Genomic DNA, 13925 nt, shown 5'->3' with positions numbered 1-13925 from the left:
TCGATTTATTTGGTATGTGGAGGCTAAACCCCAAACAAAAGGAAAATTATTATGGCACAAGTTTCAATGCGCGAAATGCTACAAGCTGGCGTTCACTTCGGTCACCAAACTCGTTACTGGAACCCAAAAATGAAACCATTCATTTTCGGACCACGCAACGGCGTTCATATCATCAACCTTGAAAAAACCGTTCCAATGTTCAATGCTGCATTAGCAGAATTAACTCGCATTGCGGGCAACAACGGTAAAATCTTATTTGTTGGTACAAAACGTGCAGCAAGTGAAGCAGTGAAAGCAGCAGCATTAGACTGTCAGCAATACTATGTAAATCACCGTTGGTTAGGTGGTATGTTGACTAACTGGAAAACAGTACGTCAATCAATCAAACGCTTAAAAGATTTAGAAACTCAATCTCAAGATGGTACTTTCGACAAATTAACTAAGAAAGAAGCATTAATGCGTAGCCGTGAGATGGAAAAACTTGAATTAAGCCTTGGCGGTATCAAAGATATGGCGGGTCTTCCTGATGCATTATTTGTTATCGGTGCAGATCACGAACACATCGCAATCAAAGAAGCAAATAACCTTGGTATTCCAGTATTTGCAGTGGTTGATACAAACTCTGCGCCAGACGGTGTTGATTTTGTTATCCCAGGTAACGATGATGCAGCGCGTGCAATTCAACTATATCTTGCAGCAGCAGCGGCAGCAGTAAAAGAAGGTCGCCAACAAGAAGTGGTAGCCGAAGAGAAATTTGCTGAAGCAGAAGCAGCTGAATAATTCAGGTGAATGCGGCGAAAGCCCTTATTAATCACAATGATTAATTGGTTAGCAGGGGGCTTATGTTCCCTGCTTTTTTACATAAGTGCGGTCAAAAATCGCATCAAATTTTGTGGATAGAGGATTTTAAAATGGCTGAAATTACAGCATCTTTAGTAAAAGAACTTCGTGATCGTACCGGTGCAGGTATGATGGAATGTAAAAAAGCATTAGTAGAAGCAAACGGTGATATCGAATTAGCGATTGATAATATGCGTAAATCAGGTCAAGCAAAAGCGGCGAAAAAAGCAGGCCGTGTTGCTGCTGAAGGTGTTATCATCGCGCGTGTTGCTGGCGACTACGGTGTAATGATTGAAATGAACTGTGAAACTGACTTCGTAGCAAAAGACGCTGGTTTCTTAGGCTTAGCGAATGAAGTAGCAGATTACGCATTAAACAACAAAGGCGTAACTATCGAAGCATTACAAGCTGAATTTGAAGAAAAACGTGCTGCATTAGTGGCAAAAATCGGTGAGAATATGACAATCCGCCGCGTTGGTTCAGTACAAGCGCCAGTGGTAGGTTCATACTTACACGGTGCGAAAATTGGTGTATTAGTGGGCGCAGTAAACGCTGATGAAGAATTAGTGAAACACGTTGCAATGCACGTTGCAGCAAGCCGTCCAGAATATGTAAATCCAAGCGATGTACCAGCAGACGTAGTAGAACACGAGCGTCAAATCCAAGTGGATATCGCAATGCAATCTGGTAAACCACGCGAAATCGCTGAGAAAATGGTTGAAGGTCGTATGAAGAAATTCACTGGTGAAGTGTCTTTAACTGGTCAACCTTTCGTAATGGATCCTTCTAAATCAGTGGGTGAATTATTAAAAGAGAAAGGTGCAGAAGTAGTTTCATTCTTACGCTTTGAAGTGGGCGAAGGTATCGAAAAAGTTGAAACTGACTTCGCTGCAGAAGTTGCTGCAATGACTAAATAATCATTGTAAAAGCATAAATAGAAAAAGCAGATCTTATGAGATCTGCTTTTTTTTATTGCTATTTTTGTGGAATCACCACCGCTGGATCATCAGGTGCGGTGATTTTTTCAATTTTTTCTTTCAAACCGTAATCTGGCTGTGGCGTATCATCGAAAAGATCCGCATTGGGGTCAATGTTAGCGTTACGAATGCCAATCCAATTCGCCAAGCCTTCTGTGAAGTTCAAGCCTGATTTTGACACCTTTTTCTCGTGACGCTGCTGATCATCACTGGAAATTTTAAACAACGGAATATCGTAATGGCGTTTACTTTTTCCGCTGCTATTGTGAATAGCGATATAGTTATCGCTAATTTGATGAGCTAAGCCGTGATCAGAAAAATAAATCATCGAAAAAGTGCGGTGGTTTTTTTGCTGATTTTTGACCAGAGCCTGATAAATTTTACTCAGCACTTCATCGGTTTTTTTGATCGAACTGATGTAGCAATTCACGTCCTGATACTTTTTATCAATCTGATGCTCATCGAAAATTTTCTTGTAATCGGTAACGCGTTCGCAAACCAACGGGTGCGAGCCATATAAATGCACCACAATAAAACGCTTGCCTGTGGCAGGGGCTTGAATGAGTTGATTAAATCGGTTTAATAAGTTGAAATCGCTCACATCATTACTAATGGAATCACCCGCGCGTAAAAAGATTTTTTCATCGCTTTTATTGGCAATAGCAGAAATTGGCGTGTCGTATTGCCCTAAATAACCTTGATTGGAAAGCCAATAGGTTTTGATTCCTGCGGATTTAATTAAGTCAATGAAATTTAAGCGATAATTCCCTTCCCAAGTTTGCTTGTTAGGCTTGGTAAACATTAATTTAAGCGAAGCGATGGTGTTTGTGCCGCCTGCGGTTAGGCCGTCAATTAACGTTCCTTTAGCCGTGGAAAGAAAAGGCGTGTTGGCAACAGGGTAGCCGTAAGCGTGGTGATAATCTTTTCTCGCGCTTTCGCCGATAACTAAAATGTAATCATCATAATGGGAACTGTTATCCAGTTGGCTTTCGCCCCATTCGCTTGGTACATCAAAGCGGTTGAGCAAGCGTAATTCTTCGACCACTTTTTCCCCTGCTAAATAGCTTTCTTGCAGCGGTTGAAAGGGAATATTTCCCCAAAGTGCATTAACAAAAATGAGCGCCAATAGCCCCTTATTTTTATAAAAAGCCAAGTGGAATTTTTGGCTTAACCAGCGATAAAGTAGTGCGCCACCGAGAATTACAAGGGGATAGCCATAATCAAGCAGGGGAATTTGAGCGAAAAATTCTTTGCCTTCTTGTAAATCTGTAGCGAAAACAGAGGCAATATATTGATAAGACGGCGCGCCAAAATTTACTCCAATGGGCGCATAGCAGGCATAGATAAATAAAATAGGTAATGCAATGAAATAAAAGAGTTTTTTCGAGCTAGAAAAAATAATAATGAACGACATAAAAAGGCTGATCTGCTGCCAACTTGGCTGCGGAAAATAGCCCGAACCCTGTAGTGCCAATAGGCTGATAATATAAAGTAGCGCAAAACACACCGCACTTACTAGTAATGATGAAAGATGAAATGTTCCTTTTTTGTTCTTTTCTGCCACAACATTGTTCCTTATTTTTTATTTCATTTCATTTTACTGAATTTTTTTCATTGGTTCTATGCGATTTTTGCCTTGAGCTATTTTCACTGCAAAGATGTTGCTCTATAATATGCAGAATTTTGTACCCAACTTTTGTGAGGAAAAAATGAGCAAACCCGTATATAAAAGAATCCTGCTTAAATTAAGCGGTGAAGCTTTACAAGGTGATGAAGGTTTTGGAATTGATCCTTCAATTTTAGACAGAATGGCGCTCGAAATTAAAGAATTACTAGAAATGGGCGTAGAAGTCGGGGTTGTGTTAGGTGGCGGAAATTTATTCCGTGGCGCAAAACTGGCTAAGGCGGGAATGAACCGCGTGGTGGGCGATCATATGGGTATGCTTGCCACCGTAATGAACGGCTTGGCAATGCGTGATGCCTTACACCGTGCAGATGTGAATGCAAAATTAATGTCCGCTTTCCAGCTAAACGGTATTTGTGATACCTATAACTGGTCTGAAGCGATCAAAATGTTGCGTGAAGGGCGCGTGGTGATTTTCTCTGCGGGAACAGGTAGCCCATTCTTTACCACCGATTCTGCAGCGTGCTTGCGTGGGATTGAAATTGAAGCTGATGTTGTGCTTAAAGCCACCAAAGTGGACGGCGTGTATGATTGCGATCCTGCTAAAAATCCAGATGCAGTGTTGTATGAAAAACTCACTTATGCCGATGTGATTGACAAAGAATTGCAAGTAATGGACTTAGCCGCCTTTACTTTAGCACGCGATCACGGAATGCCAATTCGTGTGTTCAATATGAGCAAACCAGGCGCATTACGCAAAGTGGTTTTAGGTGAGCGTGAAGGTACGCTAATTTGTAACTAATTGATTAAACTTAAATAAAAAGGAATATTTGTGATTAACGAAATTAAACAAGATGCGCAGTTGCGTATGGAAAAAAGCCTTGAAACATTCAAACACCATATTGCCAAAGTAAGAACAGGCCGTGCGCAGCCAAGCTTACTGGACGGTATTCAAGTGGAATACTATGGTGCATTAACCCCATTGCGTCAATTAGCCAACGTAGTGGCAGAAGATGCGCGTACCTTAGCGGTAACTGTGTTTGATCGCAGCTTAATCGGTGCGGTGGAAAAAGCCATTTTAACCTCTGATTTAGGCTTAAACCCATCATCAGCTGGCACAACTATTCGTGTTCCACTTCCACCATTAACGGAAGAACGCCGCCGTGATTTAATCAAAATCGTAAAAGCGGAAGCTGAGCAAGGCAAAGTGGCTGTGCGTAATGTGCGCCGTGATGCGAACGATCAAATCAAAGCGTTGTTGAAAGAAAAAGAAATCAGCGAAGATGAAGAACGCAAAGCACAAGATGAAATCCAAAAAATCACTGATCTTTATGTGAAAAAAGTGGACGAAGTGTTAGCGGACAAAGAGAAAGAATTATTAGATTTCTAATCATTCTTACGAAATAAAGGGCGAGCCAAGGGTTCGCCCTATTTTTTCTTGCTGAATTACAGGCTTTTGAGTATATTCACGACAATTTTAGCAACCTTAACCCTTTTAAAGTGCGGTCAAAAATTTATGCAAAAACAACAAAAACTCGTCATTCTTGGTTCGACAGGCTCCATCGGCACTAGCACCCTTTCTGTGATAGAACACAACCCTGAGAAATATCAAGCGTTTGCCTTAGTGGGCGGACGTAACGTGCAATTAATGGTGGAGCAATGCGTTAAATTTCAGCCGACTTTTGCTGCCTTAGATGACGAAAGTGCAGCAAAAAATTTAACAGAAAAATTGACCGCACTTGGTCTAAGAACCCAAGTGTTAAGCGGACAAAAAGCTATTTGTGAGTTGGCGGCTCATCCTGAAGCGGATCAAGTGATGGCTGCCATTGTTGGCGCAGCAGGTTTGTTACCCACCCTTTCAGCGGTGCAAGCAGGCAAGCGAGTGCTGTTAGCTAATAAAGAAAGTTTGGTTACCTGCGGGCAGCTTTTTATTGATGAAGTGAAGAAAAATCACGCTCAGTTACTGCCTGTGGATAGTGAACATAATGCGATTTTCCAATCGTTACCACCGCAAGCGCAGGAAAAAATCGGTTTTTGCCCGTTGCAAGAATTAGGCATCAGCAAAATTGTACTCACGGGATCGGGCGGGCCTTTCCGTTATACAGATCTTTCAGAATTTGACCAGATCACACCAGAGCAAGCTGTTGCACACCCTAATTGGTCAATGGGCAAAAAAATCTCAGTGGATTCTGCCACAATGATGAATAAAGGCTTGGAATATATTGAAGCCCGTTGGTTATTCAATGCCAGCGCTGATGAGATGGAAGTGATCATTCATCCGCAATCGATCATTCATTCTATGGTGCGTTATATTGATGGCTCGGTGATTGCACAAATGGGCAATCCAGATATGCGCACACCAATTGCGGAAACAATGGCTTATCCGCAGCGTACCTTTGCTGGTGTTGCGCCATTAGATTTTTATCAGCTCAATGGGCTGACTTTTTTAGCGCCAGATTATCCGCGTTACCCTTGCTTAAAATTGGCCATTGATGCCTTTGCCGCAGGGCAATATGCCACAACGGCAATGAATGCGGCGAATGAAATTTCCGTTGAAGCCTTTTTAAATCGTCAAATTAAATTTACCGATATTGCTAAAGTGAATACGCAAGTGGTAGAAAAAATTAGCCCGCAACAGATTCAATCTATTGATGATGTGTTAGACGTGGATAAAAACGCACGCGCTTTAGCGTGGCAAATCATTCAAGCAAAATAACATTTTGTTTTCGTTACAAATAAATCAAGGCGAGCGAAAGTTCGCCTTGATTTTTTATCCATAATTCTGTGCGTTTTCATAGTAAGTAATATCATATTATGATATATTCAGCCATTAATTTTGTAACTAGAAAATCCTTGATGAATGACAGAGATTGACTTAAACAATATTCCCCAACACGTTGCGATTATTATGGACGGCAATGGACGTTGGGCAAAACAGCAAGGAAAAATGCGTATTTTCGGGCATAAAAATGGCGTGGCGGCAGTGCGTCAAGCGGTTTCCTATGCGCGAAAAATTGGTGTCAATGTACTCACTCTTTATGCGTTTAGTAGCGAAAATTGGACGCGCCCTGAAAGTGAAGTGAGCGCATTAATGACACTTTTTATGCAAGCACTGGATTTAGAAGTGAAAAAATTGCATAAAAATAATATTCGCTTAAATATTATTGGGGATAAATCCCGTTTTAGTGAAAAATTACAGCAAAAAATCGAAAAAGCAGAAAAATTAACCGAAAATAATACCGCACTTACTTTAAATATTGCGGCAAATTATGGCGGTTATTGGGATATTGTACAGGCAACCAAACAGCTTGCCGGCTTGGTGAAAAATGAGCAGCTGACGCTTGATGAGATCACCGCTGAACGTTTCCAACAACATTTGGTTACCCAAGATCAGCCAATGGTGGATTTATTAATTCGCACGAGTGGTGAACAGCGTGTAAGTAATTTTTTACTGTGGCAAATTGCCTATGCAGAATTTTATTTTTCTGATGTGCTATGGCCAGATTTTAACGAACGAGAATTTAATCAAGCTATCTTAGCTTATCAACAACGAAATCGCCGTTTTGGTGGAGCAGAACAAGAGGACTAAACTGTGCTTAAACAACGTGTTATTTCCGCAATTATTTTAATTGCTATTGTCTGTGCAGCGTTATTTTTATTTTCTCCTTTTTATTTTGCCTTAGCCTTAGGTGCAGTGGCGACCTTAGGAATTTGGGAGTGGACACAATTCGCTCAAGTTAAAAATAAATTTTGGCGTGTTGTAGTGGCAGGCTTAGCAGGTGCGGTGCTTTTTTTGTGGATTTTAAGCGAAGCTAATTATCTCAATGCAGGCCGTGTGTTTGAACATTATGCTGAGCCAATTTTATTAAGCGCAGTGATTTGGTGGATTGTGGCGCTTGGCTTTGTGGTGAGCTATCCAAATTCTGCCAAATTATGGGCAAAATCGGTGATTTTGCAAGGCGTTTTCGCTATTGTAACCCTTGTGCCTTTTATTGTAGGCGTGTTGCGTTTGCGCTTAGACGGTTATGTTGCTAATCCCTACCACGGCTTAATGTTGCTCTTTTATGTGTTTATTCTAGTATGGGCAGCCGATTCAGGGGCTTATTTTGCTGGCCGAAAATTCGGAAAACATAAACTTGCACCAAAAGTTTCCCCAGGGAAAACGTGGCAAGGTGTGTTTGGTGGGCTGATTACCGCTGGCGTGCTAGCAGGTATTTTTATGCAAGTCGCTCCACAAGATTTATTCAATGTACCAACCGTGCCTTTTATCGCCTTATCTGTTGCCACAGTGGCAATTTCTGTACTGGGCGATTTAACGGAAAGTATGTTTAAGCGCGAAAGTGGGATTAAAGACAGCAGTAATTTAATCCCCGGACACGGTGGAATTTTAGATCGCATCGATAGCTTGACTGCCTCCGTGCCATTCTTTGCGTATTTCTATTTTTATGTATTGTAGGAAAAAACGAATATGTCCTTTTTGTGGTCGCTAGGTTCATTTTTGATAGCCATTTGTGTGCTGGTTTTTGTACATGAATATGGACATTTTTGGGCTGCGCGAAAGTGCGGTGTAAAAGTTGAACGTTTTTCTATCGGTTTCGGCAAAGTGCTGTGGTCGTTCTTTGATAAAAAAGGCACCGAGTTTTCCATCTCACTGATTCCGTTGGGCGGTTATGTGAAAATGCTTGATGAGCGTAATGAAGCCGTACCAGAAGCGTTGAAATCTCAAGCTTTTAATAATAAATCTGTGGCACAACGTGCTTTTGTGATTGCAGCAGGCCCGATGGCGAATTTTATTTTTGCTATATTGGCTTATTGGCTGGTGTATTCCATTGGGATTCCTAGCGTAAAACCTGTGATCGCAGAGGTTCGACCAGCGTCCATTGCGGCACAAGCGCAAATTCAACCCGATTCACAAATTATCGCCATTGATGGCACCGCGACACCAGATTGGGAAACCATCAATATGGTGCTTGCCACCAAAATGGGCAATCCCAATGTAGAAATCACCCTTTCGCCTTTTGGTTCAGATGTAAAACAGCAACGCACTTTAGATTTAGCCAATTGGCGATTCGATCCTGAAAAAGAAAGTGCTTTTGGCGCGTTGGGTATGATTCCAGTGCGAACTAAAGTGGAAATGACCTTGTCTAAAGTGGCGGAAGATTCCCCTGCGCAAAAAGCAGGCTTGCAAGTGGGGGATAAATTTTATACCAATACTGGCGAGCCAATGAATTGGCAAGATTTTATTCAAGATGTGCAAAAAGGGCGGCCTTTTAGTGTTATCATTGAGCGTAATGGTGAGAAATTACATAAAAGCTTAACCCCAATATTAAAAGAAAAAGGGCGTTGGTTTGTGGGTGTTTCGCCAACGGTTTATCCGATTGAGGATAAGTATCGTACAGAATTAAAATATGGTATGCTTGAAGCATTCCAAAAAGGTGTAGAAAAAACTAAAGATTTAATGCTACTTACGGTGAAAGTGATTGGTAAATTATTTACTGGTGATCTTTCGTTAAATAATCTTAGCGGGCCGATTTCTATTGCCAAAGGCGCAGGAATATCTTCCGAAATTGGCTTTGTGTATTATTTAAGTTTTATGGCGTTAATTAGTGTGAATTTAGGGATAATGAATTTGTTTCCATTGCCTGTTTTAGATGGTGGACATTTGATTTTTCTAGCCGCAGAAGCTATAAAAGGAAAACCGCTTTCAGAACAAGTGCAGAATATTGCCTATAAAATTGGTGCAATATGCTTGTTAGCTTTGACTGCATTTGCTTTGTTTAACGATTTCTTACGTTTATAACTATTTCTTTTACGAGGATAAAAGTAACAATGAAAAAACTTTTAATCGCAAGTTTACTGTTTGGTACAGCGACATTTGTTGAAGCTGCACCTTTTGTTGTTCAGGACATTCGTGTGGACGGTGTTCAAGGGGCAACAGAAAGTAAAATTCTTAACAGCTTACCTGTTAAAGTAGGTCAAAGAGCAACAGATAAAGATATCGCCAATGTGGTGAGAGGTCTCTTTTTACAAGGGTATAAAGGTGTTAGAGCCGTTCGTGAAGGAAACTCTTTAGTTATTTCAGTTCGTGAGCTGCCTGTTATCGTTGAAGTAGATGTGAAAGGTAATAGCTCAATTCCAACAGAGGCACTGAAAGAGAATTTAGATGCTAATGGCTTTGCAGCTGGGGACGTTTTAGATCCAGAAAGATTAGATGCTTTCCGCGGTGAGTTATTACAGCACTATGAAAGTGTAGGTCGCTATAATGCGAAAGTGGACACTGTGGTAAATACCTTGCCAAATAACCGTGCGGAAGTAAAAATTCAAATTGATGAAAATGATCCTGCCTTATTAAAATCCCTTACCTTCAAAGGAAATGAATCTTTTAGCGATGGTAAACTTCGTCAGCAAATGGAGTTACAACCTGATGCGTGGTGGAAGATCTTCAATAATAAATATGATTCTGTACAACTAAATAAAGATTTAGAAGCCTTACGCACTTTCTATTTAGATCGTGGTTATGCAAAATTCCAAATTACTGATACAGATGTTCAGCTTAATCCAGAAAAAACTGCCGCAGATGTAACTATTTCAATGAACGAAGGTGCAGTTTATACCGTGAGCAATGCACGAATTGTGGGTAATGTTGCTGGAATGTCAGAACAACTAGCCCCTTCATTGAATGATGTTCGCTTAAATGAAATTTTTAGACGTAGCGATGTATTAGCCGTGGAACAGCAAATCAAAACCACGCTAGCGGAGCAAGGCTACGGTAATCCACAAGTGAATATTAACCCTGTATTTGATGACCAAGCGCATACCGTTGGGTTAACCTATGTGGTTGATGCAGGTCGCCGTTATTCTGTACGCCAAATCCGTTTTGAAGGCAATAACGTGAGTGCGGATAGCACATTACGTCAAGAAATGCGTCAGCAAGAAGGAACTTGGTTATCTTCTCGTTTAGTAGATCTTGGTAAAGTGCGGTTAGAACGTACAGGATTTTTTGAAACTGTAGAATCTCGTACTGAGCCAGTACCAAACACAGACGATGAACTTGATGTAGTTTACCGTGTAGTAGAGCGTAACACGGGAAGTATCAACTTCGGTGTAGGTTATGGTACAGAGAGTGGATTCAGCTATCAAGCTAGTGTGAAACAAGATAACTTCTTAGGAATGGGATCATCTATTAGCTTAGCGGGATCGCGTAATGATTACGGCACAACCGTTAATCTTGGCTATAACGAACCGTACTTCACGAAAGATGGTGTGAGCCTTGGTGGTAACGCATTCTATGAGAAATATGATAATTCAAAAGATGATACTTCAGCGTCATTCAGCCGTACTACTTATGGTGTGAATGGTACCCTTGGTTTCCCTGTAAATGAAAATAACTCTTACTATTTAGGTTTGGGCTATGTTCATAATAAACTAAAAAATGTATCGCCTGAGTTTAACCGTAATTTCTATCGTGAATCAATGAACTTCCCAGATTGGACATTCAAATCTCACGATTTTGAATTCTCTTTCGGGTGGAACTACAACAGCTTGAATCGTGGTTATTTCCCAACTTCAGGGGTAAGAGCTTCTTTAGGTGGAAAAGTAACGATTCCAGGTTCAGATAATAAATTCTATAAATTATATGGTGATGTACAAGGATTCTATCCATTAAATCACGAACACACTTGGGTATTATCGGCTAAAACCACTGCATCTTACGCAAATGGTTTTGGTGGTAAACGCTTACCGTTCTACCAAAACTACAGCGCAGGCGGCATCAGCAGCTTGAGAGGTTTCGCAAGTGGGGCCGTAGGGCCGCAGGCGATTTACTGGGATCAATCTTGTAATGATTATTGCCGTGTAAATGGTGATGTGGTTGGTGGTAACGCAATGGTAACGGCAAATATGGAATTAATTATGCCAACACCATTTATTGACGATAAGAACCAACGTTCAGTAAGAACGTCATTGTTTGTCGATGCTGCAAGCGTTTGGAATACTAAATGGAAACACGATGGTAAAGCGAAATATACCAATTTACCTGATTATGGTGATCCAAGCCGTATTCGTGCATCAGCAGGGATTGGTTTCCAATGGAATTCTCCAGTAGGGCCATTGATTTTCTCTTATGCTAAACCAATCAAAAAATATGAAGGTGATGACATCGAGCAATTCCAATTTAGTATCGGTGGAACATTCTAATTGAACTTCTAATTTTTTTACTAGTCTAAGTAAAGGCGTGAAAATGTGGGCAAGCAATTCACTTGCCCAATTTAATAATTATTTTTAAGGAAATTAAACAATGAAAAAAGCAGTAAAATTAACCGCACTTTCTCTCGCATTAGCATTAGGTTCATCAGTTGCAATGGCTGAAGATAACATCGCCTTTGTGAACGTAGATTATCTTTTTGCTAACCACCCAGCTCGTGAAGCTGAGATCAAAAAATTAGACGATGCGTTAAAAGCACCATCAGACAAATTACAAGCAGAAGAAAAAGCATTACAAGATAAAAGAAAAGGTTTTGAAAAAGAACTTGATGGTAAAGTAAAAGCATTAGAAAAAGATGCACCAAAATTACGCCAAGCTGACATCAAAAAACGTCAAGATGAAATCAGTAAATTAGCCAAAAAACGTGATGATGAATTCCAAAAATTAGTTCAAGCACATCAGAAAAAAGTTGAACAATTCCGTCAAGATGCACAAAAACGTCAAATGGAAGTTGAGCGCAAATTATTAACTGACATTCAAACTGCAACTACAACAGTAGCAAAAGCAAAAAGCTACAGCGCAGTACTTGATGAGAAAGCAGCAATTTATGCCGCTGATGGTAAAAACATTACAGAAGAAGTGTTAAAAGCAATTCCAGCACAGGCTAAATAATGCACAAGTCTTATTCTCTTAAAGAATTAGCACAACAAATTGGCGCTACCATTCGTGGTAACGCCAATGTGCTTATTGATAGTATCGCCCCGCTCGACAAAGCACAGTCAAACCAGCTCACCTTTATTTCAAACATTAAATTCCGTGATTTACTTGCACAATCCCAAGCAGGGATTTTAGTGGTAAGCGAAAATGATGTGGAATTTTGTTCGCCTGAAAGCAACTTGCTTATTGTCAAAGATCCTTATGTGGCTTACGCCGTGTTAGCGCAATATATGGATTCTACACCAAAAGCGGCAGCTGGCATTGCACCAAGTGCGGTAATTTCTGCCTCTGCAAAATTAGGCGAAAATGTGTCTATTGGCGCAAATGTAGTGATTGAAGATGAGGTTGAACTTGGCGATAACGTGATTATTGGCGCAGGTTGCTTTATCGGTAAAGGCGCAAAAATTGGCGCCAATACTCAACTTTGGGCAAATGTAAACATTTATCACCAAGTGCAAATTGGCGAACATTGCTTAATTCAATCTGGCGCTGTGATCGGCAGTGATGGTTTTGGTTATGCGAATGATAAAGGGCGTTGGATCAAGATCCCACAAACAGGCACCGTGATTATCGGCAACCACGTTGAAATCGGGGCTTGTACTTGTATTGACCGCGGAGCATTAGATGCCACAGTGATTGAAGATAACGTCATCATCGATAACCTTTGCCAAATTGCCCATAACGTGCATATCGGTACGGGTACAGCGGTGGCTGGCGGTGTGATTATGGCAGGCAGCCTAAAAGTGGGGCGCTATTGCTTAATCGGTGGCGCAAGCGTGATCAATGGCCATATGGAAATCGCCGACAAAGTTACGGTTACGGGAATGGGAATGGTAATGCGACCAATCACTGAACCGGGCGTGTATTCTTCTGGTATTCCATTACAGCCAAATAAAGAATGGCGTAAAACCGCCGCACTGACTTTAGACATTGACAAAATGAACAAACGTCTAAAAGCGGTAGAAAAAAAGCTTAATAATGCTTAATTCCTCTCTCAAACGTGCCACTTTATGTGGTGCGTTTTGTATTAAATGATGAAATACCGTATAATTTGCATCAATTTTATTTTCTATTATTTTCAAATTAAGAAGGTACTATTGTGACAACAGAACAAACCGCAAAAGTCATTGAAGCAAAAGAAATTATGACCTTACTTCCGCACCGCTATCCCTTTTTATTAGTGGATCGTGTTACTGATTTTGAAGAAGGAAAATGGTTAAAAGCGATCAAAAACATCAGTGTTAATGAGCCTTGTTTCACTGGGCATTTCCCAGGCGAACCTATTTTACCTGGTGTGTTAATTTTAGAGGCACTCGCCCAATCAATGGGGATTTTGGCGTTTAAAACTCACGAATTACAAGGTGGCGAATTATTTTATTTTGCGGGGATTGATGACGCACGTTTCAAACGCCCAGTATTACCAGGGGATCAAATGGAACTTTATGTCGAAGTGATCAAAGAGCGCCGTGGTATTACCGCATTCACAGGCATTGCCACCGTGAATGGTGAAGTGGCTTGTGAAGCAAAATTAATGTGCGCGCGCAGATAAACATTCATTACAAAA

13 protein-coding genes are annotated in these 13925 nt (G+C 40.8%); 12 read left to right on the top strand and 1 reads right to left on the bottom strand.

Features of this window, described 5'->3' with window-relative positions; all coding sequences use genetic code 11:
• The first annotated feature begins 51 nt into the window (after nt 1-51).
• Together rpsB and tsf are read left to right on the top strand one after the other, a co-directional pair.
• Nucleotides 52-780, top strand: coding sequence for a 30S ribosomal protein S2 (gene rpsB, locus L5B76_RS02870; RefSeq protein ID WP_017807014.1), 729 nt, complete (start codon nt 52-54; stop codon nt 778-780).
• A gap of 131 nt (nt 781-911) precedes the next feature.
• Nucleotides 912-1757, top strand: coding sequence for a translation elongation factor Ts (tsf, locus tag L5B76_RS02865; protein WP_017807013.1), 846 nt, complete (start codon nt 912-914; stop codon nt 1755-1757).
• Nucleotides 1758-1815: 58 nt separating this feature from the next.
• Here tsf and L5B76_RS02860 read toward each other — a convergent pair whose 3' ends face one another.
• Complete coding sequence (locus L5B76_RS02860) at nt 1816-3381, bottom strand: phosphoethanolamine transferase (protein ID WP_265754153.1); 1566 nt, start codon at nt 3379-3381, stop codon at nt 1816-1818.
• A gap of 145 nt (nt 3382-3526) precedes the next feature.
• Between L5B76_RS02860 and pyrH the strand changes: the two genes are divergently transcribed.
• The 10 genes from pyrH to fabZ all read left to right on the top strand — a co-directional run bounded on the left by pyrH (nt 3527) and on the right by fabZ (nt 13910).
• Nucleotides 3527-4243, top strand: coding sequence for a UMP kinase (gene pyrH, locus L5B76_RS02855; RefSeq protein ID WP_103855736.1), 717 nt, complete (start codon nt 3527-3529; stop codon nt 4241-4243).
• A gap of 30 nt (nt 4244-4273) precedes the next feature.
• Complete coding sequence (gene frr / locus L5B76_RS02850; protein ID WP_103853991.1) at nt 4274-4831, top strand: ribosome recycling factor; 558 nt, start codon at nt 4274-4276, stop codon at nt 4829-4831.
• Between the two features lie 126 nt (nt 4832-4957).
• Nucleotides 4958-6157 (top strand): 1-deoxy-D-xylulose-5-phosphate reductoisomerase, encoded by a 1200-nt coding sequence (gene ispC, locus L5B76_RS02845; protein WP_265754152.1) that lies wholly within the window; start codon nt 4958-4960, stop codon nt 6155-6157.
• Nucleotides 6158-6301: 144 nt separating this feature from the next.
• The gene (gene uppS, locus L5B76_RS02840) at nt 6302-7030 is read left to right on the top strand and encodes a polyprenyl diphosphate synthase (protein WP_265754151.1); all 729 of its coding nucleotides are present in this window, start codon (nt 6302-6304) and stop codon (nt 7028-7030) included.
• 3 nt (nt 7031-7033) lie between these two features.
• Nucleotides 7034-7897: a phosphatidate cytidylyltransferase gene (locus L5B76_RS02835; protein WP_265754150.1), complete on the top strand. Its 864-nt coding sequence runs from the start codon at nt 7034-7036 to the stop codon at nt 7895-7897.
• A 12-nt stretch (nt 7898-7909) separates the two neighbouring features.
• Nucleotides 7910-9241, top strand: coding sequence for a sigma E protease regulator RseP (gene rseP, locus L5B76_RS02830; protein ID WP_265754149.1), 1332 nt, complete (start codon nt 7910-7912; stop codon nt 9239-9241).
• A 29-nt stretch (nt 9242-9270) separates the two neighbouring features.
• Nucleotides 9271-11637, top strand: coding sequence for an outer membrane protein assembly factor BamA (gene bamA / locus L5B76_RS02825; RefSeq protein ID WP_265754148.1), 2367 nt, complete (start codon nt 9271-9273; stop codon nt 11635-11637).
• Nucleotides 11638-11737: 100 nt separating this feature from the next.
• The gene (locus tag L5B76_RS02820; RefSeq protein ID WP_265754147.1) at nt 11738-12316 is read left to right on the top strand and encodes an OmpH family outer membrane protein; all 579 of its coding nucleotides are present in this window, start codon (nt 11738-11740) and stop codon (nt 12314-12316) included.
• Nucleotides 12316-13347: a UDP-3-O-(3-hydroxymyristoyl)glucosamine N-acyltransferase gene (lpxD, locus tag L5B76_RS02815; protein WP_265754146.1), complete on the top strand. Its 1032-nt coding sequence runs from the start codon at nt 12316-12318 to the stop codon at nt 13345-13347. Before L5B76_RS02820 ends, lpxD begins: the two co-directional genes overlap by 1 nt.
• Before the next feature lie 113 nt (nt 13348-13460).
• Nucleotides 13461-13910, top strand: coding sequence for a 3-hydroxyacyl-ACP dehydratase FabZ (fabZ, locus tag L5B76_RS02810; protein ID WP_017807062.1), 450 nt, complete (start codon nt 13461-13463; stop codon nt 13908-13910).
• Nucleotides 13911-13925: the final 15 nt, after the last annotated feature.

Origin of the sequence: Avibacterium sp. 21-594 (assembly GCF_026226815.1) — a bacterium.
GTDB lineage: Bacteria > Pseudomonadota > Gammaproteobacteria > Enterobacterales > Pasteurellaceae > Avibacterium > Avibacterium avium.
Note: the sequence above shows the minus strand (reverse complement) of the source record. Positions and strands in the feature narration are given on the sequence as shown.